The sequence below is a fragment of the Streptomyces sp. NPDC049585 genome (assembly GCF_040675615.1).
GTDB classification, from domain to species: domain Bacteria; phylum Actinomycetota; class Actinomycetes; order Streptomycetales; family Streptomycetaceae; genus Streptomyces; species Streptomyces luteosporeus.
In genome coordinates this window covers 66,371-80,676 of the sequence record NZ_JBFAPE010000026.1, presented here as the reverse complement: position 1 = coordinate 80,676, position 14,306 = coordinate 66,371, and the positions used below count along the sequence as shown (strand labels likewise).

The window sequence follows — 14,306 nt, the reverse complement described above, 5'->3', positions numbered from 1 at the left end:
GCTGGACTGGTACAACTACCACCGACCCCACACCGGCATCGCAGGCCAAACACCCGCCAGCCGTGTCACCAACCTGCCGGGACAACACACCTAGGGCGTGTCCGACAGGTCAGGCGTCACAGACCTCGGTCGGGTGGTTTGGAACCGGCTCTTCGCCCTCACGTCGAGTCGACCGGAAGGATAGGTGTGTTGTTGCCGTCGCCGGTGACGTCCGGTCCGACGGGACCAAAGGGGAGGGAATCATGGTGGAAACGAAGCGGTCTGCCGCGCCATGGGGCACGGCGCTGGCCCTGGTCGCTGTCATGGCCGCTGCCGCGGCACCGGCGGCTGCCCACGGCCGAGGCCCCGACCGGGCCCGGCTGGCCCAGCGCATTACGCTCACGAACTCGGACAACGGCCGGTCCGTGACCGCGAGCTCGGGTGACGACATCGAAGTCCGGCTCACCAGCTACCGCGAACCCGGACTCACCTACAGCTGGAGCACTCCGACGTCCAGCAACTCCACCGTTCTCCGGCGCACCACCGGCGGTACGGCACCGAACGGCAACGCGTCAGCGACCTTCCGTGCGGAAGGCGATGGCACCGCCACCATCACCGCGCAACGACGCTGCCGCCCCGACGCAGGCCATATCTGTCCTCTGCTGGTCACGCCGTGGAAGGTCACGGTCGAAGTGAAATGACCGGTTGCGGCGGGAGCCGTGTGCCTCACTGGATGTACTTGAGGGTCCACTTCTGATTCGGCAGTCCCTGGTTGTCGTTGGTCACGACCGGCGACCGGTTCGCGCCGTTCCAGCCGCGGTCGGGCTCCAGGACACGGCCGAAGAGGTTCGCGATGCGGGCCGGGTCGGGCTGGTTCGCCGGGTCGACGTACCAGAGCTGGTCGACGTTGCTGAAGCTGTTGTCGCAGGTGGACAGCCAGGTCGCCCAGCCGCTGGGGCCCTGCGCGTACCCCGCGAGGCATCGGCCGTCCCTGCGGTTCACCATGTGGTAGCGGCCCCGGTCGTCTGCGACCAGGTCCCACAGCTGGTAGGCCTCCGTGGTGCAGTCCCACACCCGCATGCGGTCGTCACCGGACGGGAAGCCCATGCAGCGGCCGGTGCCGTAGTTCCTGACCTGGAACGGCCCGACCGCGCGCGGCGCGGGGGCCGCCGGGGCCGTCGCGGCGGAGGCGGCGGCCAATGTCATGGCGAGTACGGCGAGTCGTGTGCGTGGTTTCACGAGTGTCCCCCTGTCCGACGTCCCCCAAGTCGCCGGACCAGGCTCTCGCACCGCACCCGGCCCGGAGGCGGTTTCACCGTGAAACCCCCCTTGCAGGGGGTTCCTGCACGACTCGCCGGGACGGGGAGCGTGGGATCGCGCAACGGGCGCAGCAGGAGCCAGCCCACCGCGGGCAGGGCGACGAGTGGGGCGAGGGCCGTTTGCAGGGACGTGGCGTCGGCCAGGGTGCCGATGAGCGGGCTGGCCACGCCGCCCACGCTGATGGCCAGGCCCAGCGTCACGCCGCCCGCGGTGCCCACGTGGCGGGGGAGGTAGTCCTGGCCGAGGGTGACGTGCAGGGAGAAGGGGGCGTACAGGCCGGCCGACGTCAGCGCGACGAACAGGTACAGCAGCGGGCCGGGCACCAGGTCGACACCGGCCACGGCGGCGACCGTCAGCAGGTACGACCAGCGGATCACCGGCAGCCGGCCGTAGCGGTCGGCGAGCCTGCCGCCCGTCACGGTGCCTGCCGCGCCTCCCAGGTAGAGCAGGAACAGTGCGGCCGTGCCGGCGAGGTTGCCGCCGCCGGTGCGCTGGCGGGCGTAGAGCGAGACGAAGGCGCTCAGCCCCACGAAGACGATCGAACGGGAGACGATCGCGCCGGACAGCCTGGCGAAGGACCGCCAGTCGTCCCGGCGTCCCGCCGCAGCCGCCCGCGCCACCGCTTCCGCGGCCGGTGACTGGGCCGCCGTCCGCAGTGCCGCCGCGCACAGTCCCGTACCGACCACGGCCGGGACGGCCAGCAGCGGCGAGGCGTGCAGCCCGCCGGTCGCGACGACGGCGGACACCAGCAGCGGGGCCGCGGCGAAGCCGAGGCTGCCGCCCAGCGAGAACCAGCTCATCGCCGTGTGGCTGCCGCGGCTGGCGTCGCGTGCGACCCGCGCGGCTTCCGGGTGGTACGCCGCGATGCCGATGCCCGAGACGGCCACGGCGGCCAGCGTGAGCCCGTACGTGCCGTACAGCCCGCTCACGGCGACACCGATGCCGCTCACCAGTGTGCTGAGCGGCAGCAACCACGGCAGCGACCAGCGGTCGGTGAGCACGCCGAACAGCGGCTGTATCACCGACGACAGCAGTGATGCGGCCAGCACGATGCCGGAGGCGGCGGCGTACGAGTAGGCCCGCTCGGCGACGAAGTACGGCACCAGCGCGGCCACCGCACCCTGGTAGACGTCGACGCAGGCGTGTCCCCATGACAGCAGAACGATCGGGCGGTTGGCCCTCGTGGTCCTCACGGACTTGGTCGGCATGGTGTGATCGTGTCCGTGAAGCCACCTGTCCCGCTTCCGATGGAACGCCCATTCCTGTCGAAAATCCGCCACGAGCCGCAGGCCCCGACACGCGTGCAGGACCTGGCCGCCGGGCAGGGCATCGACGCCCACCGCCACGACGACCACCAGATCGTCTACGCGGGAGCCGGCGTCCTGGCCGTCACCACCGATGCCGGTACGTGGGTGGCGCCGGGCACCCGCGCCCTCTGGGTGCCCGCGGGCACCGTCCACGCCCACCGTGCCCACGGCCACCTGGAGCTGCACCTGGTCGGCCTGCCGGCCGACGACAACCCGCTCGGCCTGACCGCCCCCACCGTCCTGGCCGTCAGCCCGCTGCTGCGCGAGCTGATCCGCGCCTACACCCGCAGCCCCGAGGACGCCGGCCCCGAACGCCGCCGCCTGCTCGCCGTCCTGCGCGACCAACTGCGCGCCGCGCCGCAGCAGCCCCTGCGACTGCCCACCCCGGCCGACCCGCGCCTGGCCGCCGTCTGTGCCCTGGTGCACGACGCCCCGGCCGACCCCCGCACCCTCGCTGCCCTCGGCGCCGCGACCGGCACGGGGGAGCGCACCCTCAGCCGGCTCTTCCGCGCCGAGTTCGGCATGACCTTCCCGCAGTGGCGCACGCAGTCACGTCTGTACCACGCGCTGCGGATGCTTGCCGACGACGTCCCCGTCACCACGGTCGCGCACCGCTGCGGATGGTCGTCGGCCAGCGCGTTCATCGACGTCTTCCGCCGGTGCTTCGGGTGCACGCCGGGCGCGTACCAACGGAATCAGCGACAAATGGCCGGTTTGGACGGAACCCTTCCGGCAACCCGTCCGCTTTAACGGGGGAGAGCAGTAAACCCCGTGCCCGCAGGGGCACTTGCGATGGGGGGAACCCATGCCCGCACCCCGTACCCCATGGCGCTCCGGTGCCGCCCTGGTCCTGCTCGCCGCCCTGACCGTGCCCGCCGTCGCCTTCGCGGCGGCCTCCGGCGGCCCCGCCGACGTCCCCCGTACGGATCCGGCGCCGGCCGCCGCCCCCGATGCGGAGCAGCCCGTCCGCGAGGGCGGCGCGGGGTCGGTGGTGGACCAGGTGGCCGCGTTCTACGGCGCGTACGTCGGCGCCCGCAGCGGTACGCCCGACTCCGTGCTGTCCGGCGCCCTGCGCTCGCACTACCTCACCCGCGAGTTCCGCACCCGGCTGGAGGAGTGGGAGCGCAAGAACGGCGCCGACGGCGTCCTGCGCGCCCAGAACACCCCGCGCGCCTGGCGCGTGACGTACGACAACAGCGGCGCCGGTCACACCTGGACCCGCGTCCGGCTCACCTGGGGCGACGAGAAGAAGCCGACCTACACCTACCTGAGCGTGCAGTCGGACACCGAGACCCGGCTCATCTCCGACATCAAGGAGGAGTCGGCGGGCTGAGCCCTATTTCTTTGTCAGGTAGCGGTGGCGGGCCCAGAGCGGCAGGCCGAACCAGCACAGCACGAGCCAGGCCACCAGACCCGCCACCACCCACGGCACCGCGGTGCCGGGCATCGCGATGCGCAGGATGAGCAGCAGGGAGGAGGTGACGGTGCACAGCAGCAGGACGACACCCACCATGGTCATCCGTGACGCCCAGGTGACGGTCTGCGGCTTGATCCGGCGCCCCGTCACCAGCCGGTGGAAGGAGACCGGTCCGACCAGCGCCCCGGTGGTCGCGGCGCCCAGCAGGACCGTGGCCACGTAGATCCCCCGGTCCGTGTCGCCCAGGGTGGGGAAGCGCGGCGTGAAGGCCACGGTCAGCAGGAAGCCGAAGAGGATCTGCACCCCCGTCTGGGCGACGCGGACCTCCTGCAGCAGCTCGGCCCAGCGCCGGTCCGCGCGCTCCTCCTCCGTCTCGTGACGCCCGGTGGGCGCTGGTGGGCCCGGCTGTCCACTCGGCTCGTTCGGCGGCATGTCGTCCCGTCCGTACCTCGTCGTCCCGTCCGTCTTCCCGCCCGGGGTCAGGCTATGCGGACGGGGGAGGCGGGCGGGGAGAGGACATGCCGACCGAGTGACGGAACTATGTGGCGGAACTACGTGGCGGCAGAACGCGGGCGCTCGTAGCAGTCGTAGTTGCGCTGGGAGACGATCTTCCCGTCGCGGAACTCCAGGAACGTCGCGATGTGCGCCCGCAGCACGTGCCCGACGGGCAGGTCGCCCAGCGCGACGGCGAGCGTCCCGTGCCAGGTGACCTCCAGGGCCACCTGGCCACCGGACGCGACGGCGTTGAGCACCTCGAAGTGCTGCTCGGTCAGCACCGTCCGCCCCCGCTCCGCCGCGGCGAGCACGGCGGGCAGGTCGCGGACGGCACCGTCGGGGAAGAGCGCATTGGGCAGCTCGCGGTGGACCGCTTCGGGGTGGAAGAAGGCAGCCAGCCGCTCGCCCGTGGCCCCCTGCGCGACCGCCTGGTGGTAGCGGATCGCCGTCTCGACATGGGGATGCATGACTGCCAAGGTAGCGCCGGTGCTCAGCCCGTGGCCTGCTCGCTGCGGTCACCGCTCCAGAGCGTGTGGAAGGACCCCTCACGGTCGGTACGGCGGTAGGTGTGGGCACCGAAGAAGTCCCGCTGCCCCTGGGTCAGCGCGGCGGGCAGCCGCTCCGCGCGCAGCGCGTCGTAGTACGCGAGCGCAGCCGAGAAGCCGGGCGTGGGCACGCCATGCCGTACGGCGGTGGCCACGACCGTCCGCCACGCCTCCTGCGCCTGCCCGACCTCCCGCGCGAAGCCCTCGTCCGCCAGCAGCGTCGACAGCTGCGGATCGGCCTCGAAGGCGGCGCGGATGCGGTCGAGGAACGCGGCCCGGATGATGCAGCCGCCGCGCCAGATGGCCGCCATCGCACCCAGGTCGATGTCCCAGCCGTACTCCTCGCTCGCCTTGGCGATCATGTTCCAGCCCTGGGCGTACGAGACGACCTTCGAGGCGTACAGCGCCTGCTCGACCTGCGCCGCGAACTCCTGTGCCTCGGTGGGGGAGAGAGCCCGGGCGCTGGGCCCGGGCAGGCCGCGCGCGGCCTCGCGCAGCTCCGTGTGCCCGGACAGCGAGCGCGCGAAGACGGCCTCGGCAATGCCGGACACGGGCACCCCCAGATCCAGCGCGGTCTGCACCGTCCACCGCCCGGTGCCCTTCTGCTCCGCCTCGTCCGCCACGACGTCCACGAACGGCCGCCCGGTGGCGGCGTCGGTGTGCGCGAGCACCTCGGCGGTGATCTCGATGAGATACGAGTCCAGCCGCCCGGTGTTCCACGTCCGAAACGTTTCGGCGATCCGCCCCGGCTCGTACCCCCCGACCGCGCGCAACAGGTCGTACGCCTCGGCGATCAGCTGCATGTCGGCGTACTCGATGCCGTTGTGCACCATCTTGACGAAGTGGCCTGCACCGTCGGGCCCGACGTGGGTGCAGCAGGGGGTGCCGTCCTTGGCCTTGGCGGCGATGGACTCGAGCAGCGGGCCGAGGGACTTGTAGGACTCCTCCGACCCGCCGGGCATGATGGAGGGCCCGTTGAGGGCGCCTTCCTCGCCGCCGGAGATGCCGGCGCCGACGAAGTGGATGCCGCGTTCGCGGAGGGCGGCCTCGCGGCGGCGGGTGTCGGCGAAGTGGGCGTTGCCGCCGTCGATGATGACGTCGCCTTCGTCGAGGAGGGGCACGAACTCGTCGATGACGGCGTCGGTGGCCTCGCCGGCCTTGACCATGATGACGATGCGGCGGGGCTTCTGGAGGGAGGCGACGAAGTCCTCGGCGGTCTCGGAGGGGACGAAGTCGCCTTCGTGGCCGTGCTGGTCAATGAGCGCCTTGGTCTTGGCGCTCGTGCGGTTGTGGACGGCGACGGTGTGACCGTGGCGCGCGAAGTTGCGGGCGAGGTTGCTGCCCATGACGGCGAGCCCGGTGACGCCGATCTGTGCGGTCGCCTGGGTGGTGGAAGTGCTGGGCATACGGGGTTCCACTCCTGTCACACGCTGATCGAAGACTTGTGCGAGGCGTCAACGCCGACGGGCTGAGAGATCTTCCCACCGGTTGGCCGGGCGCTGCCCGGCCATGCTCGCACGATGCACTCGAATAGCGCTGGGTGTGCGCTGGAGGATCTTGATGTGTCACCTCTCTCAGGTTGGTTTGAGGCCGGATGGATTCTTTCCGTTGTGGGACCTGGACCACGCCCACTGGCCAGGTGCGCTCGTCATTCGGGGCGTCGGCGGGGGCATGCCGTGCACTTCCGCTGCTCCGCGACCTTGACGCTTCGCGGCGATACGGCGCGGCACATGTCGGGTCCGATGCCGACTTGATGCTGACTCTTCTGATGACATGTCAAGCGAGCGTCGCCATGATGCATACGCGGCGGGAAGGCCGGCAGACGTCTCGCCGCCATCGTTACTCTGAGTGAGCGATAGGCTTGCTGCAGACTGTCGCCGGGCAACGGGTGCCGAAGGCGACAGCCAGGATGTGGTTCCGCCGGCGGAGCCGTTCTCGCAGCCAGTCAGTGGACTCTTGAATTGTCGTCTGAGTTGCTGGACGGTGCAGGCCGACCGTATCCGGCCGCTCGGGTGTTCCGAGTTCCAGGCTGAACAAGAGCTCCCCCCCGGCAGATCCTTGGGCAGGTCCCGCGCCGTCTCGACGAGGCGCACAGCAATGGGGCCAGGTGCCTCTGCTCGCTCAATGGCGCCGGGCAGGACGGGGTGCCCGGTCCTCGCGGCGGGCATGAACGTGGCGAGGAGGGCTGACATGAGCTTTTGGAAGTTGGCGGCGCGGGCCTTTGGGCTCGGTCGTATGAGGCAGGACTCGGCCCGCACGAAGCGAGGAACCGGAGAATGCGTGGACGTACCCGTGGACTTCGGAGGCGACGGCGGAGCGTCAGGCCACCACGGTCACGGTGGCTACTCAGGAGGGCATGACTCGGGAAGCTCGCACTGCTCGGACGGAGGATCGAGCGGCTACTCCTGTTGACCCGGTACAGGCCGGCTGCCTCGGCGGATGGTGCCAGTGAGCCGGCCGGGACCAGCCGTGCGCGGGCAGGTCAGGCACGCCTGCGTGCCCCGGGGATCATCTCGAAGTCAGTGGTCGGTGCCGCGGCATCGAGCTCGGCGGTCCCTCCGGTATCGGTCGTGCCTTCACCCGTCTGACGAACGGGTCGCGCCGGACCGGACGGCCGGTGCGGGGATCCGCCACCGTACCGGCCGGCCGGTGCCGGGGATCCGCTCACCTCCAGACGCGGCCAGTGCGCGCAATCCCGCAGCAGCTGCCGGTCGTGCGTGGCGATGACGACAGCGGCGCTCGTGCCGCGTATCGCGTCGGTCAGCTCGTCGACCAGTGCCGACGACAGATGGTTGGTCGGCTCGTCGAGCAGGAGCAGCCCTGGCCGCCCGGCCAGCGCCAGCGCCAGGTCGAGGCGCCGCCGCTGCCCCTGCGACATCCGCCCGACCGGCGTGCGCAGCGCGTCGGAGTCCAGCAGACCGAGTCCCCCGAGCGGGACGGCGTCGGCGTCGCGGAGCACCCCGCGGGCCACCAGCCGGCCGACGTGGCGGTCGTATACCTCGCGGACCGTGAGTGAAGGGTCCTGCGCTGCGCTCTCCTGGACGACCCGGACAACCCGTGCCCCCTTCGCTGTGACGACGTGCCCGTCCGTGGGTTCGAGCGCACCGGCCAGCACCGCGAGCAGCGTGGACTTCCCGGCACCATTCGGACCGGTGACCAGGAGCCGGTCGCCGCCGCCGAGGGCGAGGTCGACCGGGCCCGCCAGCCGCCCGTCGACGGCGATACCGTGCGCCCGCAGCTGCGGCGCCCCCGGCCGGACGCCCAGGTCCGGCCACCGCAACGCCCGCGGCGGCTCCGGCACGTCGATCCGGTGCGCCTGAAGGACGTCCTGCTGCCGGTGCAGGGCCTGCACCACGCCCGGTGCGCGGGACTGACGCTGATGCTTGCCGGTCCCCTTCTCCGGCCGCCAGCCGGTGGAGAGCCGGTCCCGGGCCTTCGACACCGCTTCCTGCAGTCGCCGGTGCTCGGCCTGCTGCTCCTCGTGGTCCTGTTCCCAGCGCTCACGTTCGCGGTGCCGTGCGCTCTGCCAGGCGTCGTAGCCGCCGGCGTACAGGCGCGGCTTCCCGTCGCGGGTCGGGTCGAGGTCGAGGAACCGGTCAGCGACGTCGCGCAGCAGCGCCCGGTCGTGGCTGACGACGGCGAGGCCGCCATCGTGCTCGCGCAGCCTGCGGGTCAGGAAGTCCAGCCCGTGGGCGTCGAGGTGGTTGGTCGGCTCGTCGAGCAGCAGGACGTCGTGCCGCGCGCCGAGCAGGCAGGCCAACCGGACCCGGTAGCGCTGCCCGACCGACAGCGTCGCCAGCGGACGGTTTCGGTCGGCGCACGCGCCGAGGGCCTCGAGGGCGACGTCGACACGGCGTTCGGCGTCCCACGCGTCGAGCCGGGTGGCGGCCTCGAGCGCCGCGGCGTAGCGGTTGCCGGCGGCGGGGTCGCCCTCCGCCAAGGCGAGGGACGCCTCGTCCAGCGCGCGGAGAGCGGCGAGCGAGGCGGCCAGCGCCGCGGATGTCAGGGTGCCGACGGTCTCACCGTCCCGCGCGGACAGCTCCTGGCGGCCCAGGCCGATCGTGCCGGCCCGGTGCACGGTGCCCGCGTCGGGCGTGATCAGTCCGGCGAGGACGTGCAGCAGCGTCGTCTTGCCACGGCCGTTCTCGCCGACGACGGCGAGACGCGACCGGGCGGAGACGGTGGCCGAGACGTCGTCGAGGACGCGCCGGGACCCGCGGGTGACGGTGACGCCCTCGGCGCGGACGTGTGCGCTGCCGCCCGCCTCGACGGGCAGGGACATGGCTTCGGGGGTGGGGTTGAGGTTCAACGGATGCTCCGCAGCTCGCAGTGGAGCCGGGCAACACAAAACGGCCGCCCGGCGGGAACCGGAACGGCGAGCGCAGATCCAACAGAAAGAAAGGCGCCGCCGTCAGCGGGCCGAACGAACCTTCTGCGACCAGATACCTCGTGCCATAACCAGCAGGCTAACAGCAGCGACATCCCCGTTCACCTGGATTACGGCCGGTCAGCGCGGCCCACCCCCGTAGCCCGCCTGTGACCGACGCACCAGACCGGTCTGACGGTGGACAGTCATGATGTCCGTCCCCACCCATCAGACGGTGTGCTGCGGCTCGACGGGCGAGCGCGGTGACCTCTTCCGGCCGGCCGGACACGCGCCCTCGGCCGAACTGGAAGAAGCCGAGCCGCTCGCGGCCCAGGTGGCGGCCGTCCCGCTCCAGCCGCACCGGGCATACATCAAAGTGCTGGTCATAGCCAATCGGCAGGTGGCCATGAGGATGACCGGTCTCGCCTTCTCGGATCGGCAAGCCCGAAACGCCGTTGCCACTCGGCTCAGGTGTCGAGGAGTTCCGGCACGAAGATGTCCTCGCACGTCAGCTTTTGCTTCGACAGGCCCTGCTCGTGGTGGTAGCGCAGGAAGGTGTCGATGGCCTTGCGGTTCGCGGCGACGCCGTAGGGCCACCAGTCGTCGCCGAGCAGCCGACGGTTCTCCTCGAACAGCGTGCTGAACCACGGCGTGATGACGCTCATGTGCTGCTTCGTGGCGTCGTCGAGGTACTTGCGCTGGACGAGTGCCTTGGCTTGCGTGAAGGCGTCGTACACGGCCCGTGCGAGGCCCGGCCGATGTGCCAGTTCCCTGCGGATCGCGATGATGTGCATCGGGGGGAAGATCCCGGTGCGGCGGTAGTAGTCGCGCTCCACGGCCTCGTGGTCGGAGAACAGACGGGCGACCTTCGGGGAGCCGTCCAGCACCGCCTGCGGTACGTCGACGGAGATCAGTGCGTCGATCTCGCCGGATTCGAGCATGGCTCCCAGGGTCCGGCCTTCCTCCGCGTGGCGCACGTCGACGTCGTCCGGGACGGGCTGCGGGACCCAGTCGAAGGCGGGGATGGGGTGGTTGGTACCGCCGATCACCCAGCGGCACCGGTCGGGGGTCACGCCGTACTCGTCGGCCAGGATGCCCTTCGGCCAGATCCCGGCGTCGTGCCCGTAGAGAGCGAACTCGCCGACGGTCCTGCCGGCCAGGTCCTGCGGTTTCACGATCCCGCCGGCGGTGTTCACGAAGATCGCCGAGTGGCGGAAGTTGCGGTTCGGCAGGATCGGCAGTGCCAGGAACGGCGCGTCGTCGAGGTCGAGGGTGCGCAGGAAGTAGGTGAGACCGAACTCGGCGAGGTCGTAGTGTCCCTCGACGGCGCGGCGGAAGATATCCGACACGAGCGGTGCCGTCTCGAACGTCGCGTCCACTCCGTCGACCGTGACCCGGCCGTCGAACAGTGCCTCGGTGTGCTCGTAGACGTAGACGCCGATGTTCAGCTTCGTGCTGATCACTGGATCTCCTCTCCGGGAGTCCGTGGAGTGACCCGCTTCCGTAAGTGACCGTTCACTTTGGAAGTGTTCCCGGAACAGTAGAGCCGTCAAGATGTATGGAAACGGCCGACTTCGCAGACGACCTGCACGCCGGGCTGATCTTGTGATGGGCCATGAGTGCGCAAAGGTGGCGCGACACCGGCATCACGGCGGACGGACACTGATGCATTGATCCCGCGCCCCGCGCGTCACGGTGGCTCACTGCGAAGGCGCGGACCTTGTCCGGTCGGGTGCGCGGTCGGCCCGGTCCGGTCCGCGGTACGCGGATGCCGTCCGGGACCGGCTGGAACTGGGGGCTGTCGTGCCACTGGCCGGCAATGACGAGCGGGAACAAGGGGCTCCAGTCCCTGTCGTGTCGACCTGCACGGTCCCAGGTGTTCTGCGCCATGGAGCCGCCCGGCGCATTCCTCGCGGGGACCGGCTCGTAGCTCCCGCCGAGCGTTGTTACTTCGTATCGGAGGTGTATCGGGCAGGTAACCGGGTGAGGTTGTCCCGGGCACGGCTCGTACGGGCTGGTGACGGCTTCGGGCGGGCCGGAGCGTTGACCGTGGGGGTAACCGTGATCCGTAAGCACACCGCAGTGATCGTCTCTGTCGCCACGAGCGGAGTCCTGCTGCTCTCTGCCTGCGGCGCGGAGGACAAGGACAACTCCGCACCCGCCGCTTCGGCGGCCACTCCCGCGGGGGGCCGGGCCGCCGGCGGCAGTCCCTCGGCCGGGCAGGACCTGAGCCTCCTCAGCGGTACCGCGAAGGCGAACAACGCCTCGCCCAGGACGGGTGACTGGGCGGTCGAGCCCGGGAAGCCGGCGGTGAGGCCGGAGGCGCAGAGGTGGGTGCAGTTGTCGGCCTCGAAGGCCGGGGCGCTGAACCCGGTGGTGGTCAACGGCGCGGGGTTCACCCTCTACCGGTTCGACAAGGACACGGCGAACCCGTCGAAGTCCACCTGCGACGGCGACTGCGCGTCCACCTGGCCGCCGGTCGTCGTCGCACCGGGCGGCAGGATTTTCCTCGATGGCGTCGACAAGTCGAAGGTCGGAACCGTCAAGCGGGACGACGGCAGCCTCCAAGTCACGGTCGGGGGCTGGCCCGTCTACCGCTTCAGCAAGGACACCAAGCCCGGCGAGACCAAGGGCCAGGGGGTCGGGGGCACCTGGTTCGGGGTGACCCCCGACGGCAAGAAGGCAGGCGCCGGGGCCGGCAACACCGGCAGGGGCGGCCCGCAGCCCAAGCCCGCCACCAGCGTCGTCCTCTTCGACGACCGGAACTTCGGCGACCCCTCCCAGGGCCTGACCGGCAAGGGCTGCCAGAACGTGGCCCGCGACAACGTCGCCTCCTCCCTCCAGGCCCAGGGCAGCCTGAAGATCTGGTCCGAGCGGAACTGCACGGGCAAGTCCAAGGTCGTCAATGGTGACGTGGCCGATCTTGCGACCATCGGTTTCGACAACGACATCTCCTCCGTCTTCTTCGGCTGACCGGGGCAGGGCCGAGAGACCGAGGGAGGTGATGAATCGAGCTGCCCCGGGCGCCAGACGGTCGGGGCAGCCGCGGCTCGCCGCTCCGTGTGGAGACGCACGCGATCGCGCCTGGGTGGTGAGGAGTTCAGGCGAGGTCGTGGTGCCCTTCGCGTGCCATGGATGGCTGGGGCGTACGTGAAAGCAGAGCCGCCAGCGGACATACGAAGCCAGGTGTGGGTGTTCTCGGAGCCGCGGACCTCAGGGAAGGGAAGTGCCGCAGGGCGGGGGCGGTGCGGACGGAGATGGTGGAGGTGAGCGAGGTGTAGCCAGTCTCGATGCCGATGCGGATCGAGGTGTTGGCGCCCTCGAGCGGGGTGTGCCGTGGGAGCGGCGGATTTCCTGGACCGAGGGGATCAGGCGACCTTCCGGAACCTCGCGGCCGTGTTCGTCGACGACGGTGAAGGGGGAGCAGGGCGTGTCCGGCCACTTCGAGTGGGATGGGGGAGAAGCGGGAGAAAGGCTCCGAGCAGGCACGGGCAATGGAGGACTCCCGGGCGTTGGAACACGGGGGAGCGTCAGGGTTGGCGGAGTGCGCCCTGGAGGGTCCTCCGAATATGTCACCTCTCCGGGGCCGGCTTGAGGCCGGCTGCCGGCTGCCGCCGTGGCGCGGGTGTGAAAGGCGACGGTCAGGGCGCGGTCGCGTCGGCAGGGCTGTTCTCGCAACCAGTCAGTGATTCCCCGGCCTCCGGCAGTCGCGGTGCTGAGCCCCGGCGGATGCTCTGGTCCGGATGGTTCTACTCCAGTCAAAAGATGGCAATGATTTTCATCCGCAGTTGATATGAAAATCATTGTCATTTACTTTGAGGGGGTCACGTACGCCGGAGTGGTCCCACAGCGCCGCCGGCACCGCACGAAGGAGCCCCCCATGCCCACTGCCGCCATCTCCCGGTTTCCGCGACCATCCGCACGGACCGCCCTCGTCACCGCCGTGGCAGCCCTGACGGCCGCGACCGCCACCGCCTGTTCGACGTCGTCGCCCTCCTCCGACGGGAAGGCAGGCGGCGGTACCTCGGCCGCGAGCGGCTCCGGTGCGGGCAGGAAGATCGAGGTGGTGGCGGCGGAGAACTTCTGGGGCAGCATCGCCGCTCAGCTCGGCGGTGACCGCGTCCACGTCACCAGCATCATCAGTAACCCCGACACCGACCCGCACGACTACGAGCCCAAGGCCGCCGACGCCCGTGCCGTCGCCGGCGCCCGGTACGCGATCGTCAACGGCATCGGCTACGACGCCTGGGCCGACAAGCTCCTCGCCGCGAACCCCGCGAGCGGGCGCGCCGAGCTCAAGGTCGGCGACCTCGTCGGCGTCAAGGAGGGCGGCAACCCGCACCGCTGGTACTCGCCGGACGACGTCCACAAGGTCATCGCGAAGATCACCGACGACTACAAGAAGGCCGACCCGGCCGACGCCGCCTACTTCGACCGGCGCAGGACCGCCTACGAGACCAAGGACCTCGCCCCGTACACCAAGCTCATATCGGAGATGAAGAGCAAGTACGCGGGCACTCCGATCGGCGCCTCGGAGTCCATCGTCACCCCGCTCTCCGAGGGCCTCGGGCTGAAGATGCTCACCCCCGGGACGTTCCTCGACGCCATGAGCGAGGGCACCGACCCCACGGCCAAGGACAAGGCCACCATCGACGACCAGATCAAGAACAAGCAGATCAAGATCTACGTCTACAACAGCCAGAACTCCACGCCGGATGTGCAGGCACAGGTCAAGCAGGCCACCGAGGCGGGCATTCCGGTGGCCACCGTGACGGAGACGCCGACCCCGGGCGACGCCACCTTCCAGCAGTGGCAGACCACCCAGCTCCAGGGCATCGCAGAGGCCCTGGCCAAGGCCACCGGGCGATGATCGCGGC

General features: G+C 70.6%; 12 protein-coding genes and 1 pseudogene. 5 read left to right on the top strand and 8 right to left on the bottom strand.

The genetic code is table 11. The annotated features are described in order from the left end of the window. Positions 1-242: 242 nt before the first annotated feature. A complete protein-coding gene (locus AB0K17_RS23825) occupies positions 243-680 on the top strand; it encodes a hypothetical protein (RefSeq protein WP_365984177.1) in 438 nt (145 codons plus the stop codon). A 25-nt stretch (positions 681-705) separates the two neighbouring features. On the opposite strand, the gene AB0K17_RS23820 is transcribed toward AB0K17_RS23825, so the two are convergent. Together AB0K17_RS23820 and AB0K17_RS23815 are read right to left on the bottom strand one after the other, a co-directional pair. Next, complete coding sequence (locus tag AB0K17_RS23820; RefSeq protein WP_365984176.1) at positions 706-1,185, bottom strand: RICIN domain-containing protein; 480 nt, start codon at positions 1,183-1,185, stop codon at positions 706-708. A gap of 29 nt (positions 1,186-1,214) precedes the next feature. Further along, entirely contained in the window at positions 1,215-2,507 is a 1,293-nt protein-coding gene (locus tag AB0K17_RS23815; protein ID WP_365984174.1) for an MFS transporter, read from the bottom strand. 54 nt (positions 2,508-2,561) lie between these two features. Between AB0K17_RS23815 and AB0K17_RS23810 the strand changes: the two genes are divergently transcribed. Both AB0K17_RS23810 and AB0K17_RS23805 read left to right on the top strand, forming a co-directional pair. Then, positions 2,562-3,356 carry a helix-turn-helix transcriptional regulator gene (locus tag AB0K17_RS23810; protein ID WP_365984182.1) on the top strand — a complete coding sequence of 265 codons (795 nt, stop codon included), beginning with the start codon at positions 2,562-2,564 and terminating at the stop codon, positions 3,354-3,356. Between the two features lie 55 nt (positions 3,357-3,411). Next, positions 3,412-3,939 carry a hypothetical protein gene (locus tag AB0K17_RS23805; RefSeq protein ID WP_365984173.1) on the top strand — a complete coding sequence of 176 codons (528 nt, stop codon included), beginning with the start codon at positions 3,412-3,414 and terminating at the stop codon, positions 3,937-3,939. Between the two features lie 3 nt (positions 3,940-3,942). On the opposite strand, the gene AB0K17_RS23800 is transcribed toward AB0K17_RS23805, so the two are convergent. The 6 genes and pseudogenes from AB0K17_RS23800 to AB0K17_RS23775 form a co-directional block, all read right to left on the bottom strand. Continuing rightward, the gene (locus AB0K17_RS23800; RefSeq protein WP_365967557.1) at positions 3,943-4,455 is read right to left on the bottom strand and encodes a DUF6328 family protein; all 513 of its coding nucleotides are present in this window, start codon (positions 4,453-4,455) and stop codon (positions 3,943-3,945) included. A gap of 119 nt (positions 4,456-4,574) precedes the next feature. Then, positions 4,575-4,985, bottom strand: coding sequence for a nuclear transport factor 2 family protein (locus AB0K17_RS23795; protein ID WP_365984172.1), 411 nt, complete (start codon positions 4,983-4,985; stop codon positions 4,575-4,577). Between the two features lie 23 nt (positions 4,986-5,008). After that, positions 5,009-6,469 (bottom strand): NADP-dependent phosphogluconate dehydrogenase, encoded by a 1,461-nt coding sequence (gndA, locus tag AB0K17_RS23790; RefSeq protein WP_365984171.1) that lies wholly within the window; start codon positions 6,467-6,469, stop codon positions 5,009-5,011. Positions 6,470-7,545: 1,076 nt separating this feature from the next. Further along, positions 7,546-9,372 carry an ABC-F family ATP-binding cassette domain-containing protein gene (locus AB0K17_RS23785; RefSeq protein ID WP_365984170.1) on the bottom strand — a complete coding sequence of 609 codons (1,827 nt, stop codon included), beginning with the start codon at positions 9,370-9,372 and terminating at the stop codon, positions 7,546-7,548. 524 nt (positions 9,373-9,896) lie between these two features. Then, positions 9,897-10,892, bottom strand: a complete 996-nt coding sequence (locus AB0K17_RS23780; RefSeq protein ID WP_365984169.1) for a 4,5-dihydroxyphthalate decarboxylase — start codon at positions 10,890-10,892, stop codon at positions 9,897-9,899. A 253-nt stretch (positions 10,893-11,145) separates the two neighbouring features. Continuing rightward, a pseudogene (locus AB0K17_RS23775) lies at positions 11,146-11,268 on the bottom strand (IS5/IS1182 family transposase); the annotation flags it as partial. Between the two features lie 243 nt (positions 11,269-11,511). Between AB0K17_RS23775 and AB0K17_RS23770 the strand changes: the two are divergent. After that, positions 11,512-12,402 (top strand): hypothetical protein, encoded by an 891-nt coding sequence (locus tag AB0K17_RS23770; RefSeq protein WP_365984168.1) that lies wholly within the window; start codon positions 11,512-11,514, stop codon positions 12,400-12,402. Positions 12,403-13,309: 907 nt separating this feature from the next. Further along, positions 13,310-14,299 (top strand): zinc ABC transporter substrate-binding protein, encoded by a 990-nt coding sequence (locus AB0K17_RS23765; protein ID WP_365967564.1) that lies wholly within the window; start codon positions 13,310-13,312, stop codon positions 14,297-14,299. Positions 14,300-14,306 lie beyond the last annotated feature (7 nt).

What these genes read in the sequence shown, in the direction of transcription:
- AB0K17_RS23825 (WP_365984177.1), top strand. Translation starts at nt 243, where the DNA reads ATGGTGGAAACGAAGCGGTCTGCCGCGCCATGGGGCACGGCGCTGGCC.
- AB0K17_RS23820 (WP_365984176.1), bottom strand. Translation starts at nt 1,185, where the DNA reads ATGACATTGGCCGCCGCCTCCGCCGCGACGGCCCCGGCGGCCCCCGCG.
- AB0K17_RS23815 (WP_365984174.1), bottom strand. Translation starts at nt 2,507, where the DNA reads ATGCCGACCAAGTCCGTGAGGACCACGAGGGCCAACCGCCCGATCGTT.
- AB0K17_RS23805 (WP_365984173.1), top strand. Translation starts at nt 3,412, where the DNA reads ATGCCCGCACCCCGTACCCCATGGCGCTCCGGTGCCGCCCTGGTCCTG.
- AB0K17_RS23800 (WP_365967557.1), bottom strand. Translation starts at nt 4,455, where the DNA reads ATGCCGCCGAACGAGCCGAGTGGACAGCCGGGCCCACCAGCGCCCACC.
- AB0K17_RS23795 (WP_365984172.1), bottom strand. Translation starts at nt 4,985, where the DNA reads ATGCATCCCCATGTCGAGACGGCGATCCGCTACCACCAGGCGGTCGCG.
- gndA (WP_365984171.1), bottom strand. Translation starts at nt 6,469, where the DNA reads ATGCCCAGCACTTCCACCACCCAGGCGACCGCACAGATCGGCGTCACC.
- AB0K17_RS23765 (WP_365967564.1), top strand. Translation starts at nt 13,310, where the DNA reads ATGCCCACTGCCGCCATCTCCCGGTTTCCGCGACCATCCGCACGGACC.